The 25,254-nt window shown below is 56.6% G+C and carries 23 protein-coding genes; 1 reads left to right on the top strand and 22 read right to left on the bottom strand.

The annotated features are described in order from the left end of the window. Positions 1–15 precede the first annotated feature (15 nt). The 19 genes from U869_RS0102865 to speA form a co-directional block, all read right to left on the bottom strand. Entirely contained in the window at positions 16–810 is a 795-nt protein-coding gene (locus tag U869_RS0102865; protein ID WP_025123086.1) for an aspartate dehydrogenase, read from the bottom strand. Between the two features lie 13 nt (positions 811–823). Then, the gene (locus U869_RS0102860) at positions 824–1,618 is read right to left on the bottom strand and encodes an SDR family oxidoreductase (protein WP_025123085.1); all 795 of its coding nucleotides are present in this window, start codon (positions 1,616–1,618) and stop codon (positions 824–826) included. Further along, on the bottom strand, positions 1,615–2,433 hold the full coding sequence (locus U869_RS0102855; RefSeq protein ID WP_025123084.1) for an alpha/beta fold hydrolase: 819 nt from the start codon (positions 2,431–2,433) through the stop codon (positions 1,615–1,617). The genes U869_RS0102860 and U869_RS0102855 overlap by 4 nt, the downstream gene beginning before the upstream one ends. Beyond that, positions 2,433–2,957: a cupin domain-containing protein gene (locus tag U869_RS0102850; RefSeq protein ID WP_025123083.1), complete on the bottom strand. Its 525-nt coding sequence runs from the start codon at positions 2,955–2,957 to the stop codon at positions 2,433–2,435. The genes U869_RS0102855 and U869_RS0102850 overlap by 1 nt, the downstream gene beginning before the upstream one ends. 20 nt (positions 2,958–2,977) lie before the next feature. Beyond that, positions 2,978–4,240 (bottom strand): MFS transporter, encoded by a 1,263-nt coding sequence (locus U869_RS0102845; RefSeq protein WP_025123082.1) that lies wholly within the window; start codon positions 4,238–4,240, stop codon positions 2,978–2,980. A 24-nt stretch (positions 4,241–4,264) separates the two neighbouring features. Continuing rightward, the gene (locus U869_RS0102840; protein ID WP_025123081.1) at positions 4,265–5,476 is read right to left on the bottom strand and encodes an NAD(P)/FAD-dependent oxidoreductase; all 1,212 of its coding nucleotides are present in this window, start codon (positions 5,474–5,476) and stop codon (positions 4,265–4,267) included. After that, on the bottom strand, positions 5,473–6,414 hold the full coding sequence (locus tag U869_RS0102835) for a VOC family protein (protein WP_025123080.1): 942 nt from the start codon (positions 6,412–6,414) through the stop codon (positions 5,473–5,475). Before U869_RS0102835 ends, U869_RS0102840 begins: the two co-directional genes overlap by 4 nt. A gap of 128 nt (positions 6,415–6,542) precedes the next feature. Next, the gene (locus U869_RS0102830) at positions 6,543–7,337 is read right to left on the bottom strand and encodes an IclR family transcriptional regulator (RefSeq protein WP_025123079.1); all 795 of its coding nucleotides are present in this window, start codon (positions 7,335–7,337) and stop codon (positions 6,543–6,545) included. A gap of 36 nt (positions 7,338–7,373) precedes the next feature. Continuing rightward, on the bottom strand, positions 7,374–8,129 hold the full coding sequence (locus tag U869_RS0102825; RefSeq protein WP_025123078.1) for an SDR family oxidoreductase: 756 nt from the start codon (positions 8,127–8,129) through the stop codon (positions 7,374–7,376). Continuing rightward, positions 8,126–9,169, bottom strand: coding sequence for an aromatic ring-hydroxylating dioxygenase subunit alpha (locus U869_RS0102820; protein ID WP_025123077.1), 1,044 nt, complete (start codon positions 9,167–9,169; stop codon positions 8,126–8,128). Before U869_RS0102820 ends, U869_RS0102825 begins: the two co-directional genes overlap by 4 nt. Positions 9,170–9,189: 20 nt before the next feature. Further along, positions 9,190–9,498: a recombinase-like helix-turn-helix domain-containing protein gene (locus U869_RS0102815; protein ID WP_025123076.1), complete on the bottom strand. Its 309-nt coding sequence runs from the start codon at positions 9,496–9,498 to the stop codon at positions 9,190–9,192. A 2-nt stretch (positions 9,499–9,500) separates the two neighbouring features. Continuing rightward, positions 9,501–9,818 carry a non-heme iron oxygenase ferredoxin subunit gene (locus U869_RS0102810; RefSeq protein ID WP_025123075.1) on the bottom strand — a complete coding sequence of 106 codons (318 nt, stop codon included), beginning with the start codon at positions 9,816–9,818 and terminating at the stop codon, positions 9,501–9,503. A gap of 428 nt (positions 9,819–10,246) precedes the next feature. Further along, positions 10,247–11,113, bottom strand: coding sequence for a 23S rRNA pseudouridine(2604) synthase RluF (rluF, locus tag U869_RS0102805; protein WP_025123074.1), 867 nt, complete (start codon positions 11,111–11,113; stop codon positions 10,247–10,249). Between the two features lie 97 nt (positions 11,114–11,210). Next, on the bottom strand, positions 11,211–12,131 hold the full coding sequence (speB, locus tag U869_RS0102800; protein WP_025123073.1) for an agmatinase: 921 nt from the start codon (positions 12,129–12,131) through the stop codon (positions 11,211–11,213). Between the two features lie 142 nt (positions 12,132–12,273). Continuing rightward, entirely contained in the window at positions 12,274–14,424 is a 2,151-nt protein-coding gene (locus tag U869_RS0102795) for a peptidase domain-containing ABC transporter (protein ID WP_025123072.1), read from the bottom strand. Between the two features lie 2 nt (positions 14,425–14,426). Continuing rightward, positions 14,427–15,695 carry an HlyD family secretion protein gene (locus U869_RS0102790; RefSeq protein WP_025123071.1) on the bottom strand — a complete coding sequence of 423 codons (1,269 nt, stop codon included), beginning with the start codon at positions 15,693–15,695 and terminating at the stop codon, positions 14,427–14,429. Positions 15,696–15,961: 266 nt separating this feature from the next. Beyond that, the gene (gene msrA, locus U869_RS0102785) at positions 15,962–16,684 is read right to left on the bottom strand and encodes a peptide-methionine (S)-S-oxide reductase MsrA (RefSeq protein ID WP_025123070.1); all 723 of its coding nucleotides are present in this window, start codon (positions 16,682–16,684) and stop codon (positions 15,962–15,964) included. A gap of 8 nt (positions 16,685–16,692) precedes the next feature. Then, positions 16,693–17,190 carry a peptide-methionine (R)-S-oxide reductase MsrB gene (msrB, locus tag U869_RS0102780; protein WP_232785317.1) on the bottom strand — a complete coding sequence of 166 codons (498 nt, stop codon included), beginning with the start codon at positions 17,188–17,190 and terminating at the stop codon, positions 16,693–16,695. Between the two features lie 211 nt (positions 17,191–17,401). Further along, positions 17,402–19,378, bottom strand: coding sequence for a biosynthetic arginine decarboxylase (speA, locus tag U869_RS0102775; RefSeq protein ID WP_025123068.1), 1,977 nt, complete (start codon positions 19,376–19,378; stop codon positions 17,402–17,404). Positions 19,379–20,272: 894 nt separating this feature from the next. On the opposite strand from speA, the gene metK reads away from it, so the two are divergent. Beyond that, positions 20,273–21,427: a methionine adenosyltransferase gene (gene metK / locus U869_RS0102765; protein WP_025123067.1), complete on the top strand. Its 1,155-nt coding sequence runs from the start codon at positions 20,273–20,275 to the stop codon at positions 21,425–21,427. A 123-nt stretch (positions 21,428–21,550) separates the two neighbouring features. Here metK and fhuB read toward each other — a convergent pair whose 3' ends face one another. The 3 genes from fhuB to fhuC are packed head-to-tail and all read right to left on the bottom strand — an operon-like array spanning position 21,551 to position 25,238. Then, the gene (gene fhuB, locus U869_RS0102760; protein ID WP_025123066.1) at positions 21,551–23,539 is read right to left on the bottom strand and encodes a Fe(3+)-hydroxamate ABC transporter permease FhuB; all 1,989 of its coding nucleotides are present in this window, start codon (positions 23,537–23,539) and stop codon (positions 21,551–21,553) included. Further along, positions 23,536–24,441 (bottom strand): Fe(3+)-hydroxamate ABC transporter substrate-binding protein FhuD, encoded by a 906-nt coding sequence (gene fhuD / locus U869_RS0102755; RefSeq protein WP_025123065.1) that lies wholly within the window; start codon positions 24,439–24,441, stop codon positions 23,536–23,538. The genes fhuB and fhuD overlap by 4 nt, the downstream gene beginning before the upstream one ends. Then, positions 24,441–25,238, bottom strand: a complete 798-nt coding sequence (fhuC, locus tag U869_RS0102750; protein ID WP_025123064.1) for a Fe3+-hydroxamate ABC transporter ATP-binding protein FhuC — start codon at positions 25,236–25,238, stop codon at positions 24,441–24,443. Before fhuC ends, fhuD begins: the two co-directional genes overlap by 1 nt. Positions 25,239–25,254 lie beyond the last annotated feature (16 nt).

Raw genomic sequence — 25,254 nt, 5'->3', positions numbered from 1 at the left:
CTTTGCTCCTGCCTTTCAGGCAATAAAACCACCGTCTACCAGACTGCGGCAGGCTTGCACCGCACTCAGCGCCGCCAGCGTGGACGTTTTCGGGTTGCTGGCCAGCGGATTGCCGCACAGCTCAATCTTGAATTCGCCAAACTGGCCGCATACCTGAATGCGATGAGTATTACGTTGCGTATGGGGATCGACCTGCAAACGCACCCGCGTGGCATCCATCCCCAGGCCATGCAGCGCAATGGTGGCCGCCACGTTGGCGTTGGCTGGGAACATGCGTGCGGCTTCACGGGCCGAGCCTTCAAAGAACACCCTTGCTTCGCTGACGGCATCCAGATCGATCAGTTTTTCCGCCTGGCTACCACGCCAACTGGCCGGGCTTTTGCTGGATTGATAGGTCACGCTGTCCAGCCCGCCTTCACGCGCCGAGGCCAGACCATCCATACCGGCTACCGCGCCAGACAGTACGATCAACCGCCCATGATGGCGAACACAGGCCTGCTGCAAGCGCAGTTGCAACGCGGCATCAGCCAATGCCCCCGTCGAGATCACTGCCAGCCACCAGCCACGTTTAACGATCGCCTCACCAAACTCGGCAACCGCCTGCTGGCTGGCACACTCCAGCACCAAATCAGGCTGATCCGCGCACTGATCAGGATGAGTCAATGCCTGCACCTGCCCGGAAAACGCGGCCTCAATCTCGGCATGGTGCTTTTCCCGTGCCACGATCCAACCGGCCTCCACGCCTTCCGGCAGGCGCGCCAGCACCTCTTTCGCCATCGCGCCATAGCCAATCATCATGATCTTCTTCATCTTTTTCGTCCTGTCAGAGATGGCGATTGAAACCGCCGGAAACATCCAGCGCCGCACCGGTGGTGAAGGAAGCCATAGGGGAGGCTAAAAACAGCAACGCCCGTGCCGGTTCCTGCGGTTTGCCCAACCGCCCCATCGGGATACCGCGCCGTTCAGCAATCGCGGCTGTCCACTGCTCCCAGCTCTGTTGTTGATCCTGACGCTCGGCAAAACGCCGCCGCCATTGACCTGACTCCACCATACCCAGCAGGATGGAATTGACGCGGATCCCTTTACTCACCAGCTCTTTGGATAAGGTCAGCGTCATATTGAGCAACGCCGCACGAGCCGCCGAGGTGGCGATCATGTGCTCCTCCGGTTGCAGGGCCAGCAATGAGTTAACGCAGGTGATTGAAGCGATATCCGAACGCTCCAGGGCCGGTAAAAAGGCCTGCACCGGGTTGATTACTCCGAACAGTTTTAGCTCCGCTTCGTGTAACCAGGCTTCACGCGGCGTCTGATCGAAATGCGCGACAAAGCCCTGTCCGGCGTTGTTGATCAACATATCCACCGCGCCAAAATGCGCGCTGACCTGCTCGGCAAACTTGGCAACCTGCTCGGCATCCAGCACGTCGCAACGCAACGCCAAGATCTCCGCCTGTGGGAACTCTTCACGCAGGCTGGCCTCGGCGCTGGCGAGTTTGTCCTGATTGCGACCGCAGAAGGCGACTTTCGCCCCCTCCCCCAGCAGCAAGCGCAACGTTTCAAAACCGATCCCCGAAGATCCACCGGTGACCACCGCCACCCGCCGCTCAATCTGAAAATTCATGGTTGGATTGCCCCCGTAAAGTCCTGCAAATAACGGTTAAACAGCGCTGGTGCATCGAGATAGCTGGCATGCCCCGCCGCGTCAATCAGGCGCATCGTTGCATCCTGCTGTTGCGCCAACGTTTCGGCCCCCTGCGGCGGCGTAATGCGATCGTCACTGCCACACCACACCTGCAACGGGCCGTGATAGCGCAACAGGTAGCGGCTGATATCGTCATTGGCCAGCATCCAGGCGGCACTGAGAAAACCGGCCGGATTGAGTTGCTGCATGCCACTGCGTACCCAAGCAATATCCTGCGGATCCGCACCTTCACGCAGCAGTGCCGCCGCGCGCTGTTCGCCGTAGCCCTGCGGGCCAAGCGTTTCAATCATTTGCTTGCGCTGACCGTAGACTTGCTGGCGTTTCTCCAGTGGTGCCGTGGCATAGCCCTGCGCCGGATCGGCCAGCACCAGGCCACTCAGCCCATCCGGATTGGCGGCAGCATAAGCGCTGCCGATCAACGCGCCGAGCGAGTGCCCCACGATCAGCGGTTGTTGTAATCGCAGTTCGGCGATCAGCGCCGCCAGCGCCTTGGCATAAGCGGCTGCATCTGGCTCTGACTGTGCCAACGGTGCGCTGCCGCCGTAGCCCGGAGCATCCCAGGCAATCAGGCGGTGGCCGTCGGTCAGGGCGCGATCGCTGAACTGCTTCACCCACGAAGCGGAACCGGAACTGATGCCATGCAGCAGCACCACCGCCCGGCCATGCCCAGCCTCGCGCCAACTCAGCCGCTGGCCTCCACACTCTGCCTGCTGGCGTTCCGGTAAGCCGTTCATCAGTTGCGTTTCACTTTCGACAGCGGATGATCGGCCGGGTAGGTCGGGGTTTCCGGCTTGGCGGTGCCGAGCATCACGCACATCAGGGCTTCTTCTTCACCGTGATTGAACAGGCCACGATAAATCCCGGCCGGAACCGAAATCAGGTCGCGCTCTTTCAGGATGGTTTCGTAATACTCTTCACCGTCCTGGATCATCAGCGTGATTTTGCCTTTCAGCATGAAGAACACTTCTTCCACGTCGTCATGCAGGTGCAGCGGCCCCTCACATTTCGACGGCAGCACCATGGTGGAGAAGGTAAAGTTCCCCGCCGGAATGGTGTTGGTGTCGCTCACCACGCCGGTAGCACCGGTGCCGATATAGCGCATCTGCGCACGGCGGTACTTCGGATCGTAATCGGCCTGGAACTTCAGCGCGTTCCAGTCATATTTACGGCCTTCAAAACGGGCGATACGCGATTCCACCCACTTTTCCATCGTCAGATCCTGCGGCTTGATGCCGGCTTTATTCTCAACCTGGGACATGTTGTCTCTCCTTCGTTGCATCAATACTTCTTCAGTAACGGCAGCAGAATGGCGCAGCCGACAAAGGCCATCACCACCAGGAACAGCAAACCGTTATCCATATTGCCGGTGGCGGCGATCAACGCCCCCATCAGCACCGGTGCCAACGCGCCGGCAAAATTACCCAATCCGTTAAATACCCCGCCAGCGGTGGCACTCACCCGGCTACTGGTTGCTTTGGCCAGCAGCGCGAAGATGTTTGGTGCCCCAGCTCCCCACATGAAGGTGCTGAAGGACATGGCGGCAATCACGCTGTAGGTGCCTTGCATATGCAGCACCACCGCCAAGCCGATCCCGGCACCGCATAGCGAGATAAAGCAAGCCAGCGCACGACGATCCATTTTGTCCGACAGCCACGCCCCCACCACCTCACCAAGTAACATGGCAATAAACGGCAGTGACGACAGGTATCCGGCGTGCTCCAGATGAATACCTTTACCTTCGATCAGATAGCTCGGTAGCCAACCGTTCATTCCCCACAGATAGGTGAGAAACGCGATGTTAAACAGGCAAATCATCCAGAAGTGCGGGGTACGGAACAGCTCACGACGTAGCTGCTTGCGCTCGGCTACCGCCGGTTTACTGGTCGTGCTGGCCGCTGGACGCGCGATGTTGAGGTGACGCATGCCAAACAGCACCAGCAGCATTACCGGCACGGTCAGGAATGCCATAAAGAAGAAGGTGGTTTCCCAGTTAAAGCGGCTGAGGATGAACAGCGTGACCGGGAAGCCCAGCGCCGCGCCAATCGGCGTTCCCAACAGCCACAGCATGGTAGCCCGCGCCTGGAGACGCTGCGGGAAAGCCTGGCGTACGATGGCATAAGCCATTGGCAGCAGCGGCCCTTCGGCGATGCCCAACAGGATACGCAGCGTCATCATGGTGTGATAAGAACGCGTCATGCCCATCAGCACCATCAGCACGCCCCAGGTCACCATCATGCCAATCAGCACTTTGACCGGATTGAGCCGATCACCGATGCCGCTCAGCAACATCGAAGAGAAGCCGTAGGAAAACAGAAAAGCACTCATCAGCAACCCGAGCCGAGTGGGATCAAAACCGATGCCCATCGCCTGCTGAAACTCGTGGTCGGAAAACAGTGCAGCGATGCTGATCTTGTCGAAAAACGCCAGCAACACGCAGGCAAACAGGGCTGCCGGCACCGACCAACGCACGCTGGTCGGCGAATTTTCGGCAACAGCCTCCCCCACCCGACCGCTGCGGGCGTCAATATCTTGCGTAGTCATAAAACGCTCCCTTCAGGTCGGGCGTTATTTCAACGCCATCAGAGAAAATTCCACATCCGCCAGCTGCTGCGGATCCAGTACCCGGCCGCTGGCCAGCCAGCGTTTGCCCAGCTTGATGGTGCGGGCATCGTTAAATGCCACCAATTGCACCAGTTGCCGATCGGCATTCAGGGTGAAGAACAGCTGTGACTGCGGTGTGCGGCGCACGATTTGATGAACACCGCCGGTAGGGACACCGAGGATTTGGATATTGGCGTCGTATTGATCCGACCACAGCCAGGCCACATCATCGTAAGGCGCGGCAAACGCATCCAACATCGCGCAGGCGGTGCTGATTGCCTGATTCTGTGCGTAAGCCCAGGATTGCAGGCACAGGCCGAGAGTGGGATGGCGCGCGACATCGCCCGCGGCAAAAATGGCCGGATGGCTGGTGCGACCTTGCCCATCGACGACAATGCCGCCTTCAAGGCGCAGCCCGGCGCTGTGTGCCAGTTCCAGATTCAGTTCAACGCCAATGCCGACGACCACCAGACCGAAGGGTTGTGCGACGCTGCTGGTGCTGCTAATCCAGGTTTCACCATTACGATCTTCGAGCGTGATGTCGCCGCAGTCGCAATGCACGGTGACGCCTTGTTGCTGATGTAATTCCAACAACGCCTGGGAAACGTCAGCCCCTACGCTGCGCATGCACAATGCGGGTTGACGTTCAAACACCGTCACTTCGACACCCAGCTTGCGGGCCGAGGCGGCGATCTCCAGCCCGATCCAGCCGCCACCGACGATCGCCAGTTTGCGGCATTGCTGTAAGCTCTGGCGCAGGCGGGCTGCATCATCCCAGGATCGCAAAGTCATCACTCGCGGGTGCTTGGCCCAGTTGGCATCCGGCAGGCGTGGCCGACCGCCTGTAGCGATCAGCAGTTGATCGAACTGCAACTGGCTGCCGTCGCTGAGCGTGACGATCTGTTGTTGCCCGTCGATGGCCTCAGCACGCAGCGGGCGATGCCAATCGATATTCATGGCGGCAACAACGTCTTCGCTGAACAGACGGCTGAGTGGCGCATTGCCATCCAGCAGTGCCGCCTTGGAAAGCGGTGGGCGTTCGTAAAAATCATAAGGTTCGTCACTGACCACCGTCAGCTTGCCGGTGTAACCACGGTCACGCAGCGTTTTCGCCGCCCATCCCCCGGCCTGACCGCCGCCGATAATGACAATCCCTGCACGGGTTGGTTGGCTCATACCGCCCCCGGTTTCTTATGCTGACGGCGGGTATCGTGATCGATGCCCCCTTCGACCGCCCATTCGGTAAACGACACCAGCGAATGCTCCAGCTCACGCGGCTGCCAGTTTCCCGTCAGGTAATCATCGTTGGTGTAGTACTCAAAGGCGCCGCCGGTCGGGCTGTTGACGTACCAGAAATAGGCCGAGGAGATCGGGTGACGGCCCGGGCCAATAAAGGTGCTCCAGTGCTCTTTATTCATCGCGATGCCGCCGCCGATCACTTCATGGATATCGCGCACGGTGAAGGCAACGTGGTTCAGACCCCGTGGGCGATTAGGCAGCTTCAGCAGGAACAGGTTGTGATGGCCGCCGCGCGCCTGGGTTCGCAGGAACACGGCACGATCGATATAGCGATCGGAAACCTGGAAACCGAGTAGATCACAGTAGAAACGCTCGGTAGCGGCCAGATCCTCAACGAAGAACACCACGTGGCCGATATTGACCGGCTCAGCCTTGGCATAAACCGGGCTAGGCTGATCGATACGGCGCACATCGCCCCATTGGTTGATCGGTGAAACCGGCAGATCCACCGCCCGTTGTGCGCTGACGACAAAGCGCAGCGTCATGCCGTTGGGATCGCGGCATTCCAGCTCTTCGCCTACCTGGCGGAAACCGGGCATCTGCGCCAACTTCGGTTGCAACGCAGCCAGCGCGGCTGGGCTTTCTACCGCCCAGGTCATGCGGCGTAGGGTTGAACCCGCTTCAAACGCAGCCGGTAAGACCTCGCTGTCCTGCGGATATAGCACCACGCTAGCGCCACTCAAGGTGGTAAATTCGCGACGCGGCTCACCCCAATGTTGCAGCGTCGGTTGCAGGCCGAAGTCCTGCATAAACTTTTCGCACGTTGGCAGATCTTCAACGCCAAATTCCAGCTTTTCGATTCCGGTTATGCTCATTATTGTGCCTCACGTTTTCGCTGAATGCGTTTTTCAGGCATGATCGACCCCGGCCCATGAATTTCATGGGTTTTATCCCTGCCTGAGTTAATGGGTAAAGGGCGAGTAGCTTCGCCCAGACAACAAAGTTAGCCGACGTTAGCCTGCGGTGGCGCACCCAGCAGCCCGGAAATTTTCACTGCGGCATCCCGGACTTCCATGCGTAACCGTTCGCGATCCTCCTTCGGGATCTCATCAGACGGCACCATAATGCTGATCACCGCCTCCACCCGCTGTTCGCGGTTAAAGATCGGATAGACGATCGAGGAAATGCCATGGCGGAAGAAGGATTCGCCAATCACATAGCCGCGCGCCTTGTCCTGCTGCACCATCTGCCACAACGCTTCGCGATTGGCCGGTGTCCCCGGTGCCGCATCGGGTAAAGCATCATGTGGGAACAGGCGTTCAAACTCTTCCCGGCTGGTGCTGGTCAGCAGCATGCGGCCAAGCGAAGTGCGATGTGCCGGTAAACGGGTGCCCACGCTGACCTGATTGATCTGCGATCCCGCGGCGCTGACGCGGGCAATATAGATCACGTCATGCCCATCACGGATCGCCAGATGGCTGCTGCACTGACTGCGATCGCGCAGTTGCTCGATCACCGGCTGACCAGCCTGAGCAACGTCCAGCGAGGCGATATATTCAAAGCCCAGACGCAGCACTTTGATCCCCAACGCAAAGGTGTTGGTACGCGGATTGCGCTCCAGGAAGCCCAGGTGTTCCAGCGTTTGCACCACTCGGTAAGCGGTCGCCTTCGGCATATCGACCAGGCGATGTAATTCTGCAAAGGTCATTTCCTTATGCTGCTCGCCGAAGGCCAGCAGCAGTTGTAACCCGCGATCCAACCCCGGGATCAGATATTTACACGCTTGATCGTCTGCCATGTGCTGCTCCTAAATGTTTGCCTATCCGTCAGGCGGTCAGTTAAACACAAAACCACCGTTGACCGGTATCAGTTGGCCGGTGACAAAATCCGCCAGCGGTGACAGCAGATAGAGCACGCTGCCGGTCACATCGTCCGGATGCTGAGCCCCTGCCAGCGCACGGCCCTGCTCGTACAACTGATGCCGCTCGGCCGGGACGTACTCAGTAGCCTCAACGCGCGTCAGGCCCGGTGCAATGGCATTGACGCATATCCCTTGTGGCCCCAGTTCGCGCGCCATGGAACGGGTCATCGAGATGATCGCGCCCTTGCTGGCTACGTAAGCCATCAATCTTGGAGCCCCCCACAGAGCGGTATCCGAAGCAACGTTGACGATTTTGGCATGGGGCGTTTGCGCCAATAGCGGCACAGCCGCCTGACTCACCAGCCAGGTACCGCGCACATTGACCTGCATGACCTTGTCCCACAGGTCAATGTCGTATTCCATCATGGTCTTGCCGCCGACACCGGTCGCCAACGCGGCATTATTCACCAGCCCGTCGATCGCGCCACCTTGTGCTATCGCACTGAATGCCGCAGAGATGGATTGCGGTGACGCCAGATCGATAACCTGAGCCTCGACCTGTGCTCCCTGCTCACGCAGGCTGGCGGCGCTGTCCTGTAACTCCTCCGCCAGAATATCGCACATCACCACGCTGGCCCCGGCCTGTGCCACCGCAGCGGCAAAGCTGCGCCCCAGCCCACGCGCCGCTCCGGTGACAACGATGCGTTTGCCTGTCAGCAAGCCGTTCACTGTGCCGCCTCCAGCTCGCGGATCGTCGCCAGCTGTTTCTGAGCTTCTTTCTGCATCATGCGGCGTAGGCGGGAAAGGCCCACGTCATGCTGATACAGGTATTCACGGCCGCGCGCGTTCGGTGCCATGTTCTCCAGCACGATGCGATCCTGTTCCAGTACGTCCCAGTGCAGTTCTTCCAGGCGGTTGCGGTACATAAAGCGCCACGCATCACGCTGCCAGTCTTTCACTTTACGGATACGCCAGAAGAATACCCGGCAGTGATCTTTGTCTTCCGGTACCACCATGCCGATGATCCAGAAGTGACCGCCCGGCCCAAAGCGTTTTTTGTAAGGGATCGACAGGCGCATCCAGTAGGCACCGCTGCTGCCAAACTCTACCCAGTCAAAGTTGACGCCGATCTGGCCGTTCTTTTTAAAGATAAACCCGCTGTCGGTGGGTTCCAGCGCCATATCGGCCTTGCGATCCCCTTCCGCCATCGAATGCGATGAGGAGTGCAGGTAGGTGCCATGCATCGGATCCATCACGTTTTCCAATGCGTATTGATAGTTGCAGTCCCAGCTGGCGGTGCACAGGAAGTTGCTGTAATCAGCCTCGTTCGCCAGTTCCTGCGGGAAAGTCAGTTCGGCAGGCTGTTCATCGGCGGTGACGCCGAAATAAAGGAACACTGCACCATAAGCTTCTTTGGCCGGGTAAGATTGCAGGCATTTTTGCCCCACCAACGGGCAGCGGTCTACCGCCGGAACATCTTTAACCTCGCCATCGCCACCCACTTCAACGCCGTGATACCAGCAGGCAATGCGATCGCCCAGGTTCCAGCCCATCGACAGGCGCGCACCGCGATGCGGGCAACGATCTTCCAGCGCATGGATCGCCCCTGTTTTATCGCGCCACACCACGATCTGTTGCTCCAGGCGGGTGATACCGACCGGGTTATTACCTACTTCCCAACTGGCTAATACCGGATACCACATGCCGCGCAGGCCCTGATCCAGATAATCCTGTACTGTCTGCGCGGAGGATGTTGTATTTGCTGTCATTGTCCTTCTCCCTGTGCGGCTCAGAAACCGTTAACGTGTAGGAATTCGCGGAATGCGGCTTCATTCCAGGGCTGGCCGCTACGATCGAACAGGCGGCGCTGATTAAGCGCGCTAACCACCTGATCCAGCTCTTCCGCTCCCTGTTCGAAGATCTCTTCCAGCGCGGCCACCAGCGCGCTTTCAAACCCGTCCGGCACGCGCGCCCGGGTTTGCCAGATCACATTCTGAAACTGGCCAGGTTGGTGGATCTGGCCGTTGCCGCCTTCACGCGCCGGGATCACCTGTTGGGTATCCGGCAGCCAAGGGTTGAAATCGGTAATGTGCTGCATGCTTATTCCTCCGCGATAAAGGTGATTTGGATTTGGTTATCGATCACCCGGGTAGGGTAGGTTTGCAGATCACGGCCACCGGGTTCGCGCAAGCATTGGCCGCTACGCACATCGAACACCGCTTCGTGCAGTGGACATTCCACTTTTCCGTCATCAACAAACCCCTGGCTGAGCAAGGCATAGGCATGCGGGCAGACGTCTTCCAGCGCGTAATATTGACCGTCGATCAAATAAACGCCGACCTCTTTTCCCTCAACGTTGGCGGAGAAAGGAAAATCTTCTTTAACCTGAGACACTTCGCACACGTTCTTCCAGCTCATTGCTTCTGTCCTCTATCTGATTGTTTCATATATGAAACTCAGTTTCTTATTTAATACAGTCACTATAGGTATGGCGAATCTTTCGTCAAGTCAGCAACGGGCAGAATGTTAATTATTGGTTATTTTAAAGTTACAACTGCGGAGTGGATCACGAAAAAATGCACTAGGGGTGAAACCAAGAAAAAGAGACTGGAACCGGCTTAGCGCGCATTAATGAGACGGTCATGGTTTCCCCTCATCCCAACCCTCTCCCGATGCAAAGATGAGGGATTTCATGAGCATGGATTCGGGGAGAGGGGGCTAGCCCGGAGTCGGATTCAGGTACGGAGGTGATATGTAGCAGGATTAATGCCGAGCACGAATGCACTAGTTAACATGTGGCACATTCTATCCCTCTCCTGTGGGAGAGGGTTAGGGTGAGGGGCAGCTTAACGCCCTTTCTTTTTACGTCCCGGTTGAGCAAAACGCTTACGCGCCGGGGCGTTACTGCTTGGTTTATCCGCAGCTTTCTGCCCGCTGCTGGCCGGTTTTTTCACCGCAGGTTTGGCGGCTTTCTTGGCCGGTTTGGCTTCTGAGGAGGAGTCTTCAATCAATTTAAACAGCTCGACCAACTCGTCGTCCGTCAAATCACGCCATTCGCCTAACGGCAGCCCAGACAGGCCAACGTTCATGATACGGGTGCGCTCCAACTTGGTCACCTCGTAACCAAAATGTTCACACATGCGGCGGATCTGGCGGTTAAGCCCCTGCACCAACACAATACGGAACACAAAAGGCGCTTCTTTCTTGACCTTACATTTTTTGGTCACCGTGCCCAGCATCGGCACTCCGGCACCTAAACCACGGATAAAGTCGTCAGTCACCGGCTTGTTGACCGTAACCAGGTATTCTTTCTCGTGATCGTTACCGGCACGCAGGATCTTGTTGACCAGATCGCCGTGGTTGGTCAGGAAGATCAACCCTTGAGAGTCTTTATCCAACCGCCCGATCGGGAAGACGCGGGTGCTGTGGTTGACGAAATCGACAATATTGTCTTTCTCGCCGTCTTCCGTGGTGCTGACGATACCGACCGGCTTGTTCAGCGCGATAAAGATCAGGTTGTCTTCATTACGTGGTTCGATAAGTTGCCCGTTAACCTTGACGACGTCCCCTGAGGAAACCCGATCGCCAAGCCCTGCACGCTTACCATTGATAAAGACATTACCCTGTTCGATATAACGATCGGCATCACGGCGTGAACAAATGCCGCTTTCGCTAATATATTTGTTGAGGCGTATAGATGATTCAGTCAGCACGGTTCCTCCGTAAACGCGAAATTACTTTAAAGGCTCGTCATGTAGGGGCTCTGGACGGGCGCAGCATGCAGCGCCCCTACGTCTGGCTTTTTAAGGTTTAAGCCTGCTTTTTCGCAGCTTGTAGATACAGCATTTCCAGACCTAGCGTCGCTGCGGCCAGCGCAGTGATCTCTGACTGGTCGTATGCCGGAGCCACTTCTACCACATCCATGCCGACGATGTTCAGCGACTGCATGCCACGCACCAGTTTCAGCGCACGACCGGAGGTCAGGCCGCCGATCACCGGGGTGCCGGTACCAGGAGCGAAAGCCGGATCCAGGCAGTCGATATCAAAGGTCAGATAAACTGGCATATCGCCGACGATCTGTTTGATCTGCGTCAGCAGATCGTCCACACCACGATCGTTGACCTGGGCAGCATCCAGCACGGTGAAGCCGTTGTCACGATCGAACTCGGTACGGATCCCGATCTGCACGGAATGGTTTGGATCGATCAGGCCTTCGTTCGGCGCATGGAAGAACATGGTGCCGTGGTCAAACTGGCTGCCGTTGGCGTAGGTATCGGTATGGGCATCGAAATGCACCAGTGCCATTTTACCAAAATGTTTGGCATGCGCGCGCAACAGCGGCAGCGTAACAAAGTGATCGCCGCCGAAAGAGAGCATGCGCTTACCGGCTGCCAGCAGTTTTTCTGCGTGCGCCTGCAGCTTGTCGCTCATATCCTGGGCGTCGCCAAAGTTGAATACGACGTCACCACAATCGACCACGTTCAGGCGTTCGCGCAGATCAAAGCCCCACGGCCAACGCGCCCCTTCCCAGGCCAGATTGGTAGAGACCTGGCGGATAGCGGCAGGACCGTGACGCCCACCGGCACGGCCAGAGGTCGCCATATCGAAGGGAACACCGGTGATCACCCACTCTGCATCGCTGTCGTAAGGCATAAAGTTCAGCGGAAAGCGCAGGAAACCAAAGGCGTTGGACACTAAGGAATTATCGGGCTGATGGCCTAAGGTACTCATATTTACCCTCATTTTTCAACGGTTCGCCCGTAGCCGGACGCTTGGGCGGTAGCAAAAAAAAATCCCTCCCGCGTCGTTAGCCCGACGAGAAAGGGATTTATTCGATGTCTGTTTCAATGGGTAGATTATCGCCGCATTTGGTTCACTCTTCAAGGTGCCTGTCATCAGCAGATGCGACCAGTCTACCCGCGTCAAGTTCGACGATGCGATCGGCAGAGGCGATCGTCTCTGGCCGGTGAGCGATCAGCAGGATAGTTAAGCCCAGATTGCGCAAGGTGCTGCTGATCAGGATTTCATTAGTGACATCAAGATGGCTGGTGGCTTCGTCCAGGATCAGTAAGCGTGGGCGTTTATATAATGCCCGCGCCAACAGCAGCCGCTGCTTTTGTCCCCCCGACAGCGAATTCCCCATTTCCCCAATCAGCGTCTGGTAGCCCATAGGTAACACGATGATATCCTCATGCAACTGTGCCAACTGAGCACAGTGTTGCGCCCAATCCAGATCGCTGTGCTGGGAGAAAAAGGTGATGTTGTCGAGTATTGATCCACGGAATAGCCGATCCTCCTGCATCACCGCACCGATCATTTGGCGAACCTGCCCATATCCCGCGTGATGATGTTCAATGCCAAACACCCGCAGTCGTCCGGCCGATGGCTGATATAACCCCAGCAAGATCTTCGCCAAAGTGGTTTTCCCGCAGCCAGAGCGGCCTACCAGCGCGACAACCTCCCCCCGCATGATACGTAACACCGCACCAGCCAGGATAGTGTTAGTTCCCTGACCATAGCTGAAAACGATATTTTCCAGTTCCACGACCGGGCGATCCTCTCTTTGCTCAGGGAAAACTACTCCAAGAGATTCAGTTGCCTGAGCACCGCCCTCCTTCGGCGTCAGCACAATATCTGCCAGCCGTTCGTTATAGACATCCAACATTCGCCAGGCAAACACCTTATCGATCAGGCCATTGATACTGGCGGAAAAGCGCCCTTGAAACGACATATACGCCACCAGCATGCCGATGGAGAATGAGCCAGACAATACCGCATTGGCACCAAACCACAGCACCGCCGCGCCCACCAGGCTACCAATAACCTGATTAATGATGTCATAGCCGATGGCCAGCTTATTCTCACGCAGTTGGCTATTACGCCTGGCGATATTCAGGTTGCGCCAGGCCGACTCCCGCTGGGCCAACGCCCCATTAACCCGCAGGCTGAGCATGCCATGCAACGTTTCCAGAAAGTGGCTTGATTCCAGAGTTCCTGCCGTCCAACTATCCTCTGCCGCCCGGCGCAAGGTTCGAAACCATAGCACACGCAATAAGCCGTAAATCAGTGCCGCCCCCAGCGCCAGCATAGACAGCGACACGCTGTAGAGCAGCATCATGCCCAAGGTGCCAACCACCAGCAATACGTCCAGCAGAGCCTCCAGGATACTGGTGGTGAGCGTATCCTGAATGGTATCGACCGCATCAAACTTGGCGCTGATATTGCCAATGTCACGCTTTTCAAACCAGTCAATCGGCAGGCGCAGCAGGTGGTGGAACACGTTGGCCGTCCACTGCATATTGAAATTGACGGCCATGGTGATGGTGGCCCATTGCCGGGCCAACCCAATCAGCGTCTGGGTGGCACTCATCAACAACATGGCAATAACAATCAGCACCAGCAGGCTGTCATCCAACGCGACCAGAACTTCATCGATCACGATCTGATTGATCAACGGGCTCAGCAGCGCCAGCACTTCCAACGCCAGAGCAAAACAGAAAATACGCGCCAACGCGGCCTTCAACCCTACCGTCTTGCCGACCAATTCACTCAGCCGTACTTTCTGGCGCTCATCACGCTGTTCAAAATCATGGGTTGGCGTCAGTTCCAGCGCGACCCCGGTAAAGTGGCGGTTAGCCTGTACCAACGACATTTTCACCGCCCCACGGGCCGGATCGTGTAATTCGATGTCATTACCCCGGACCCGTTTAAGCACCACAAAGTGGTTGAGATCCCAGTGCAGAATGCAGGGTACGGCCAGTTGGTCGAGTTCTTCCAACTCTAAACGTACCGCACGCCCGGTCAGTTTCAGGATCTGAGCGCTCTCCATCAGGTGCACGAATGTCATGCCTTGCGTTGATACGTTGAATCTTGCCCGCAGACTGGGGAGGTCAATACGGTAACCGTGCCAACCGGCGACCATTGCCAGGCAAGCCACGCCACATTCCGCCGACTCGGTTTGGCGGATCAACGGCAAGCGGCGGTGCCAATGCAAATTCAGCTGCAGATGTTCGGTCCATTCCATGGCTAAATTTTTCCTTGCAGGCTCCATAACGGTTCCAGCAGCCATTCGTACAGCCGCCGCTTGTCCAGTTCGATATCTGCGGCCACCACCATCCCGGTACGCAGTAATTCCTGACGGCCATACACGGTGACGCTGGGTTTATCCGGTACGACAATCACCCGGTAATGGCCCTCATTTTCTTTCCATACCACCGGGTTATGCGGCATGACATCGGTCGGGCTAAGGCTGATGCGGGTCACTTCGCGCGTCGTCCCATACTGCACGCCAAATTTCTCATAGGGATAGGCCGCGAAACGCAACCCGACCCGCTGATGAGGCTTGATAAATCCCACCGACTTACTCGGCGCATACAGTTCAATCTGCAATTGGGCCGCCTGCGGCACCAGCGTTAGCAGTAGCTCATTCTGGTTGACCGTTTGCCCAGCCTTGACCAGCACCGCGGCTATACGCCCTGCCACCGGGGCGGCCAGCGTGCTTTCTTCCTGCGATTGCAGCTCTATCTGTTGCTGACGGATCCCTTGCAGTAGCCGATCCAGCTCCGCCCGGCGGCTTTGCCCCTGCTGCAACAAGCTGCCCCGATCCGTTTCAACCGCGGTCAACTCACGCTTCAGACGTTGCTGTACCTGCCGCTGGTTTTCGACATAGCCTTCCACGGCGGCCAGTTCGACCTGCTTTTGCTGAAACTCAAGCTCGGAAACATACTTCTGCCGGACCAGGCGTTGATAGCGCTCCATCATCGAGCGGGTCAACATCGCCTGACGCAGCATCAGTTTCAGTGCTTCATCGGCGCTGCGCAGCTCATCTTTCAGTTGTTCAGCCCGCAGGCTTAGTCCCTGTAGCTGCAGGGTATTGGCGACAGTTTCCTGATGCTGTTGCTGTACCAACATCTGATACTGCTGCACCAGGGAGTTTTTCAGCATCGCCAAAGTGGCCATACCCTTGCCGTCATAACGCTCACCGCTCAACCGATAAAGTAGTTGGCCGGCCGTCACCTCATCGCCTTCCTTAATCAGCAAGGCTTCAACCCGCCCTTGCGTACGCGCAACGACCTTAACAACCCCGGTAGAAGGCATCACGACGCCTTCCAGACGTGCCTTACGGGTATATTCACCGCCAATTAAAAAAGCGATCAATGCAGCCACCAAGAGTACGCTGGCGCAGGCATACAGCGTCATATTCGGGTTGGGGGAAATCAAGATCCCCCCTTCGGCCCGCGTAGCCTGAGCGGTAAAATATGCCTGACGGTAGAGGCGATGGGAACTATGCTGCATAACCAACCGGTATACCTTCCATGATTGCCAACCGAATTTTTATTCTTCGTTATTCATTCACTAGTGAGACCGTATTGATTTGCTAACGGCGTTTTTTATAGCCTGAAAAACTTATCAAAATAAATCTGACAACTCAACTGCACAGCCAATAATTATTAATTACATCATAACGTTAACTAAATAAGTAAAGGCCACCTCGCTGAGGCAGCCTAATATAGGTAACACAAATAATTAATAACTATCGTGCGCAGTAACAGGGGAACAGGTTATTTAACCAAGACGGGTTCTGCACGATATTGCGTTGGAAACAGTTGCTGTAACTGTTTTATCTTCGGTAAATCATTCACCACGATATAGGGTTGTTCCGGATTAAGGGTGAGATAGTTTTGGTGATAAGCTTCAGCAGGATAAAAGTGCCCGTTGTCCTCAAGGGTGGTAGCCAGTGGTTTGGCAAAGCGTTTACTGGCATTCAGTTGAGCAATATAAGCTTGGGCGACCTGCTGTTGCGAGGCCGTTAACGGGAAAATCGCAGAGCGGTATTGCGTGCCGCTGTCTGGCCCCTGACGATTCAATTCCGTTGGGTTATGAGCCACCGAAAAGTAGATTTGCAGCAGTTGGCCATAAGAGATCTGCTGGGGATCAAAAGTGACCTGTACGGATTCCGCGTGGCCGGTATTGCCCCCACTCACGCTATCGTAAGTGGCCGTTTGCGCCGCACCACCGGTATAACCCGATACCGCGTTAGTCACCCCTTTAACATGTTGGAACACCCCTTGTACGCCCCAGAAACACCCGCCAGCAAATATCGCGGTTTCCGTGTGTGATGCCGTCGGCGCTTCATCTTTTGCCGGTGCAGGGATCGCTACCGCTGTTTCCACATCGCTGAGTGGCCAGGCAACGCTTTGCAAACAGAACACGGCGGCAACCAATGCCACGCCCCATATTCCGCACTTGCGTAGCGATGACATCGCTTTATCTACGTTTCTCATCTTATCCCTCACTGCTGTGGCGTAAAGATCATGGCTAAACCATTCATGCAATAGCGAAGGCCTGTCGGTGGTGGACCATCGTCAAACACATGCCCCAGATGACCGCCGCAGCGGCTGCAATGTACCTCTTCTCGCAGCATGCCTAACGTTCGGTCCTTACGCGTAGCCACTGCCTGCTCAAGCGGTTGCCAGAAGCTGGGCCAACCGGTGTGGCTGTCAAACTTGGTACGGGAAGAAAAAAGCGCCAGATCGCAACCTGCACAGGAAAACTGACCAGCACGATGCTCATCGTTAAGCGGACTGCTGTAAGGCGGTTCCGTCCCCTCCTCTCGCAAAACCGCATATTGGCTGGCTGAAAGCCGTTGCCGCCATTGCTCTTCGGTATAGCTGATGGCAAATGACTCCGCCAACGCCGAACGAGGAAAGAGTGTGGGCAGCAGGCCCACGGCGTAGGCAACAGAAATCGCCCCACCGCTCAGAATAAAATGCCGTCTGTTGATCATCATCGTTACCTCTGGTGCTATCGACCGATGATGACAACTTAGCGGAAAAATTCTGACCAAATCCTCACGGAGAGTTCACAAATTTGTGATAACTGGGAAAACGGTGCTAACGGGCGCAGCATGCAGTGCCCCTACATCAGGCGGGGATGGGATACGGGGAAATAAAAAAGGAGCGCAGCCTACGCCACGCTCCTGGTCAGTTTATTGGGGTAGCTTATTCATCTTCTAAATAAGTGTAGCCATATAAACCGGCTTCAAACTCTTCGACAAATTGCGCCTGCAACTCGCCGTCCAGATCGGTTTCTTTCACCTGATCGCGGAATTTAGCCAGCAACGCGATCGGATCGAGCTGCACGTATTCCAGCATATCGGCCACGCTATCACCTTCATCAGACAGCTCGGTTTCGATGCTGCCATCCGGGAATACAAACACATCCACCGACGCGGTATCGCCAAACAGGTTGTGCATATTGCCCAGGATTTCCTGATAGGCCCCGACCATAAAGAACCCTAACAGAGGCGGGTTTTCCGGATCGTACGGCGGCATCGGCATGGTGGTGGCGACGCCGTCACCATCAATGTAGTGGTCGATGGTGCCATCGGAGTCACAGGTGATGTCCAGCAGCACCGCACGGCCTTCCGGCGGCTTGTCCAACCCTTCCAGCGGCAGTACCGGGAACAGTTGGTCGATACCCCAGGCATCCGGCATCGATTGGAACAGCGAGAAGTTGACGTAGAACTTGTCTGCCATCCGCTCCTGTAACTCATCGATGATTGGCCGGTGTGCACGGTTGCTCGGATCGAGCTGCTGCTGGATCTTGTTGCAGATGTTCAGATACAGCTGCTCGGCATAGGCACGCTTGGTCAGATCCAACATGCCGTGTGCATACTGGGTATGTACATCATGCAGATCCATCTGGCTATCGTGCAGCCATTCACGCAGCGAACGGCGGTTTTCCGGCTCGTTCATTTCCTGCCAGGTTTCCCACATGCTTTCCAACGCGCGCGGCGCATCTTCAACCGGGGGAACCGGCTCACAGAATTCGTTGCGCTCCACGCCAATGACGTTGGAAACCAGCACCGTGTGGTGAGCGGTAACAGCACGGCCAGACTCGGTGATCACCGTTGGATGCGGCAGGCCATGCTCATTACAGGCATCACCGATCCCCCAAATCACGTTGTTGGCGTATTCATTCAGGCCATAGTTGACCGAGCAGTCGGACTGCGAACGAGTGCCTTCATAATCCACACCCAGGCCACCACCCACGTCGAAACATTGAATGTTGACGCCGAGCTTGTGTAATTCCACATAGAAACGGGCGGATTCACGTACGCCGGTGGCGATATCGCGAATGTTGGCCAGTTGAGAACCCAGGTGGAAGTGCAGCAGTTGCAGGCTGTCCAGGCGGCCCGCTTCACGCAGGGTTTCCACCAGCTTCAGGACCTGAATGGCTGCCAAACCGAACTTGGATTTTTCGCCACCGCTCGACTGCCATTTACCTGCCCCTTGTGATGCCAGGCGGGCACGGACACCCAGACGTGGTACCACATTCAGGCGCTCGGCTTCTTCCAGCACCATCTGGATTTCCGACATCTTTTCGATCACCAGATACACTTTGTGCCCCAGTTTTTCACCGATCAGCGCCAGACGAACATATTCACGGTCTTTGTAGCCGTTACAGACGATCACCGAACGGGTCATACCGGCATGGGCCAGCACCGCCATCAGTTCCGCCTTGGAGCCCGCTTCCAGCCCCAATGGTTCGCCGGAGTTGACCAGTGATTCAATCACCCGGCGGTGTTGGTTAACCTTGATCGGGTAAACCAGGAAGTAGCCACCTTCATAGCCGAAGGATTCACGCGCACGTTTGAACGCGGCGTTAATCGAACGCAGGCGATGCTGCAAGATCTGCGGGAAGCAGAACAAGGCAGGCAGGCGCTGGCCATCTTTCTGGCGTTCTTTCACCAACTCTGCAAGATCGACACGCGCATGCGGGACGTCGGGGTCCGGGCACACGCTGATGTGGCCCAGCTCATTGACGTCAAAGTAATTGTTGCCCCAGTAGGCGACGTTATAAGTGCGCAGCATCTTGCTGGCATTACGATCATTCATGGCAACCTCCTGCATGGAGCGTAAAGAGACATTTTCACCCGCTACTGACGGGCGTTGGATCTGCATATCATCAGACATTACTCGCCTCACCTTGCATACTGACGATATAGTCAGCCACTATCGCAGCTACAACCCGCGAGAACAACCCGGAAACACCCCATTTTAGCAGTGAATTCACCTGCCGTTCGTGGTCAGCGATCGGTTTATACCCAATAGATTTTTTGTAAGACACCCTGTTCAAACCTCGTGAATCGGGTAAAGAATCATCCCACAGAAGGCTGTAGGCTACCCTTGTTCAGTGCTTCAGACAGCCGTTAACCGGCCCGAGCATCCTGAGTAGCGCCCAGATGTGTGTAACATCGGGTAGATGGTGTAGAGACAAGACGGGAAATAGCAGAAGAATGCGCGCCAGAACGGCACTGCTGTTGAGAACCAACAACCAGTAGACAACGGATCATTAATCCAACCACCTCCACGCATGCCGCCCACAAAGAACGACAAAGCCTCTATATAGTGTAAGAACATGAACGTTCAATGAAGCGGCGGCCCCCTGATGGGGTACCTACGGCTGGTCTTGGCACGGCACTGCCGGGTTTTACAGAAGGTAACGATTTTCTGTAACACGCTGTGCACCAAATGAGCCGCGCGCGCAGTTTATACCGGACCCCCGGGCAAAATGCAAAATGAAAATTCGCCAGAAACTGTTTCAAGCGATGAAAATGGCGGCAAGCGGTTTGCCCAAAAGAGCGTTAGCGCAAAAAATTACTGGCAATCCGGCTAAAGGCTGACCTAAAATAGACGTCCAGATGTTAATCCATCTATACCGATTAACTGAGAAACTGCTTAACGGCTTTGCCTGAGGGGCGTTGCAGGATGCATCTCGCCATCAGCGGAAGACCCTTCGCTTTGATGCCCGGATCTCCAGCGCTGTGCAGTAATTTCCAACCCGTCTTTTGCAAGGTAAAGAACACCATGGCTAAACACCTCTTCACGTCCGAGTCTGTCTCCGAAGGACATCCGGATAAAATTGCCGATCAGATCTCCGATGCCGTTCTGGATGCCATTCTGGAACAGGATCCAAAAGCCCGCGTAGCCTGCGAAACCTACGTGAAAACCGGCATGGTGCTGGTTGGCGGCGAGATCACCACCAGCGCCTGGGTTGATATCGAAGAGATCACCCGCCAAACCGTGCGCGAAATTGGCTACGTCCATTCAGACATGGGCTTTGATGCCAATTCCTGTGCCGTATTGAGCGCCATCGGTAAACAATCACCGGATATCAACCAGGGCGTAGACCGTAGCGATCCGCTGGAGCAAGGTGCTGGGGATCAGGGCCTGATGTTTGGTTATGCCTCCAATGAAACCGACGTGTTGATGCCTGCGCCAATCACTTATGCTCACCGCTTGGTTCAACGCCAGGCCGAAGTGCGTAAAAATGGCACCCTGCCTTGGCTGCGCCCAGATGCCAAAAGCCAGGTCACCTTCCAGTATGACGATGGCAAAATCGTCGGTATCGATGCCGTAGTGCTTTCCACCCAGCATTCCGAAGATATCGCGCTGAAAGACCTGCAAGAAGCGGTGATGGAAGAGATCATCAAGCCGGTGCTGCCAGCCGAGTGGCTGACGGCGGGCACTAAATTCCACATCAACCCAACCGGCCGTTTTGTTATCGGTGGCCCAATGGGTGACTGCGGCCTGACCGGCCGTAAAATCATCGTTGATACCTACGGCGGCATGGCTCGTCACGGTGGCGGCGCGTTCTCCGGCAAGGATCCTTCCAAGGTTGACCGCTCTGCGGCCTATGCGGCGCGTTATGTGGCAAAAAATATCGTTGCCGCGGGCCTGGCAGATCGCTGTGAGATCCAGGTGTCCTACGCTATCGGCGTAGCAGAGCCAACCTCCATCATGGTGGAAACCTTCGGTACCGAGAAAATCTCGACCGAGCAGTTGACCCTGTTGGTGCGTGAGTTCTTCGATCTGCGCCCATACGGCCTGATCCAGATGATGGATCTGCTGCAACCGATCTACCGTGAAACCGCAGCCTACGGCCACTTTGGTCGCGAGCACTTCCCTTGGGAAGCGACCGACAAGGCTGCCCTGCTGCGCGACGCCGCTGGTTTGAAATAAGCCTGAGCGTTAGACATAAAAACGGCGAGCCTGAGGCTCGCCGTTTTTGTTTGTGGAAACCTGAAAAACCAAGGGCCCAGCAATGCTGAGCCCTTGGTGGCAACGATGCTAACCCAAGAAGGTCTACGACGTCTGTTTACGCAGCAGATAGACGAAGTACGGCGCGCCAATAAAGGTCGCCAGCAGCCCCGCAGGGATTTGGTAAGGGAACATCACCATCCGACCACACCAGTCCGCAAACACCATCAGCAGACCGCCTAGTAGCGCAGCAATCACCATCTGCGGCAGCGCCCTACGGAATCCCAACATACGGGCCATATGTGGTGCCATCAGGCCGATAAAGCTCAGCGGCCCAACGGTCAGGGTTGCCATTGCCGTCAGCGTCGCCGCCAGCAGCAAAATGGTCAACCGCGTCGGCGTCAGTGCGATCCCTACTGAACGTGCTGTTGCACCACTCAACGGCAAGATCGTCAGCCAACGCCGACACAGCGGTGCCAACACGATCAACACACCAGCAATCACCGCCGTACGTATTGCCTGCGGCGCATCCACCGAATAGGTAGAGCCCGAGATCCACACCAACAACCCGCCCATACGCGGATCGCCACTGGCCAGCAGCAGGAAAATGGTCGTAGTGAAAGCGGTACTGAGAGCGATACCCGCCAGCAGCATGCGTTCGGTAGAAAATCCGCCGCGCCCTGCCGCCATCATGATGATCAACAGCGTTGCCGCAGCCCCTAGGCTCCCGGCGGGCAGCAGCCACACAAAGGCATCACCAGGTACGATAAACAGCATCACCACCACACCGAAGGCCGCACCGGAGCTGATGCCTAACACCTCCGGGCTGGACATCGGGTTGCCGGTCAGCTTCTGGATCAGGGTACCGGCTACCGCCAGCATCATCCCGGCCGCCAGGGCAGAAACGACTCGTGGCCAGCGCCAAGGCATCAGCGCCTGCAATTCACTGCCTACGCTCCACTGCCAGCCGTGGGCGTTTTGGCCAAACATCAGCGCCACCGTAATCCCAGCCAATAATATAACGCTCCCCAGCAGCACCCATATCGGCAAGTTGCCTCGTTCGACAGGCACTTTATCACCCAGATCCATCGGCGGCGGGGTTGCGCTGCTGCGCAGGCGTGGCAGCAACCACAGCAACAACGGTGCACCAAACAAGGCCGTGGCCGCACCGGTCGGGATTTCACGCCAGAACAGCGTCAGCCAGATCATTACCTGATCGGTCAACCACAGCAGCAATGCCCCCAATAGCGGAGCCAGCATCATGCGGTGCGCCAGACGGCGAGCTCCCAGCATTTTGGCCATCAATGGGGCAAACAAGCCGATAAAACCGATTACGCCGACAGCGTTTACCAGCATGGCGCTGAATACTATCGCCAGCGCTAACGCAGCAAAGCGCGACATTGCCAGACCAAGGCCCAGATTACGCGCCACACCGTCATCCAGCCCTAGCAACGTTAATGGCCGGATTAATAGCGCAGCCAGCACGGCAACCAACAGCAAGCGTGGCAGGATAAACTGCACCGTTCCCCAATCCTGCTGATTGAGCGCACCGGTGCTCCACAGGAACAGGCCTTGTAGCTGATCGTAATTGAACAGCGCCAGCAGGCTATTGACCGCGCCGCAGTACAACCCAAGTACCAGGCCGGCCAGAATTAGCGTCACGGGTGACATCCGCTTGCCCCAGGCAACGCCAAATACCAACCCGCCGACCACAATGGCACCCGTCATCGCCGCTAGCTGTCGGGTCAATTCGCCCCCAGGCAGCATCCACAACGTGGCAATCGTTAACCCTAGCTGAGCACCAGCAGAAACGCCGAGCGTGGCAGGTTCCGCCAGCGGATTGCGTAATACCTGCTGGAACAGCACGCCAACCAATCCTAGCCCTGCGCCCACCAACAGCGACACCGACAGGCGTGGCAACAGGCTATAGTGGAACAGCATCTGATCGACATTGTCGATATCGGGCCGTAACAACCCCTGTGACCACTGATCCCACGGCAATTGATGCAGCAGGTTGAATAGCGTCAGGCCACTCGCTACGGCCAGCAATAACATAATCAGCGCTATCGGCAAGATACGCAGGCGTGCACTCATGAGCGAGCCTCCTGCGCCTGCTCCAGCAAGCGGCAAAAGCGCATGGCCGACAGCGTGGCACCATAGAACCACACCGCAGGCATCTGCCGCAGTTGACCCTGGCGGATAAACGGTAAAGCCTGCCACAGCGGCGTCTGGCTGACTTTATCCATCATCGCCTGATTGCCGTGATCGAGATAAATCGCCCGGGCATTTTTTATCGACGCCAGACGTTCGATCCCAACCACCGAGGTGCCCCAGAAGTTGGTTTCTCCCTGCCAGGCATTCTCGATGCCTAGCTGATCCATCACTTCCTGAAACAGGCTCTTCTGGCCGATCACCAACACGTGCCGAGGATCGAGCAAGGAGAACAGCAGTAGCGGCTGTTGCCGATACCCCGCCAGACGGTTACGCGCCTCCAGCATGAAAGCATCAAACTGTTGCAGATGCTGGGTAGCCCGAGCTTCCAACCCTATTCGCTGTGCCAACTGCTGCAGCGAGTTTTTGCCGACGGTGAGCGGTTTACCGCTGCCATCGTTAAAGCCAAACTCCATGGTCGGGCCGATCGGCTGCAATTTTTGCGGCGAAGGGCCATAGCCTTTGGAGAGCAGGATCAGAGAAGGTTTGAGCTGTTGCAGCAGTTCCAGATTAGGTTCGGTTCGTTGGCCCACGTCAATCACCGAATCCGGCAACCGGGGCTCTTGTACCCACAGGTTGTAGTTATGAACATCGGCAACCGCCTGGGGCATGACGCCCAGCGCAATCAGCAGCTCGATCGGTAACCATTCCAACGCCGCAATACGGGTGATATCGGGCAAGCCTGTCGCACGTGACGGTAAAGAAAACAGCAGTGGCGATAATGCCAGCGCCGTTAATAAGCGTCGGCGCAGCGGGTCATGATGAAAATCGGCAGAGGTAGGCATTAATAAACGAAGCTCACAGGTGCACCGCCACTCGGATGCGGCAAGATACCCATCGGAATACCGTAGATCTGTTCCAGCACTGGCCCTTGCATCAGCTCGAGTGATGACCCTTGGGCGATCATCTCGCCACCGCGTAATGCCACCAGATGATCGCAGTAACGAGCCGCCATGTTGATGTCATGCAGTACCGCAATCACCGTCAAGCCACGCTCATGGCTCAGGCGTTGGATCAAGGCCAACACTTCAACCTGATGGGCAATATCCAGTGCCGAGGTCGGTTCATCCAGCAGCAGGCAGCGGCTATCCTGCGCAACCATCATCGCCAGCCAGGCCCGTTGGCGCTCACCACCGGAGAGGCTGTCAACCAAGCGGTTGGCAAAAGGCTTCAGCCCCACCAACCCGATCGCTTCTTCCACCAACTCGCGATCGCCAACCTTGAAGCGGCCTAATGCGCCGTGCCAGGGGTAACGGCCAATAGCGACCAGTTCACGCACCGTCATCCCTTCCGCTGCGGGCAATTGCTGTGGCAGGTAGGCCACTTGGCGAGCAAAGGCTTTGCTGTCCCATTGCCCCAGCGGTTGCCCATTAAGCAGTGCCTGACCGGAGGTAGGATTTTGGTGGCGGCCGAGAATTTTCAGCAACGTGGATTTGCCGGAGCCATTATGGCCGATCAACCCACACACTTGGCCTTGGGGAAACGTCAATGACAGCGGCTGTAACAGCACCCGCCCTGGAACGGCAAAGCTCACGCCATCAAGCTGGAACGTAGCATCGCGATTAAGGTGTTTATCCTGCATAGGCCCTGCTTGGCAG

Origin of the sequence: Serratia sp. H1w (assembly GCF_000633355.1) — a bacterium.
Classification (GTDB): domain Bacteria; phylum Pseudomonadota; class Gammaproteobacteria; order Enterobacterales; family Enterobacteriaceae; genus Chania.
Note: the sequence above shows the minus strand (reverse complement) of the source record. Positions and strands in the feature narration are given on the sequence as shown.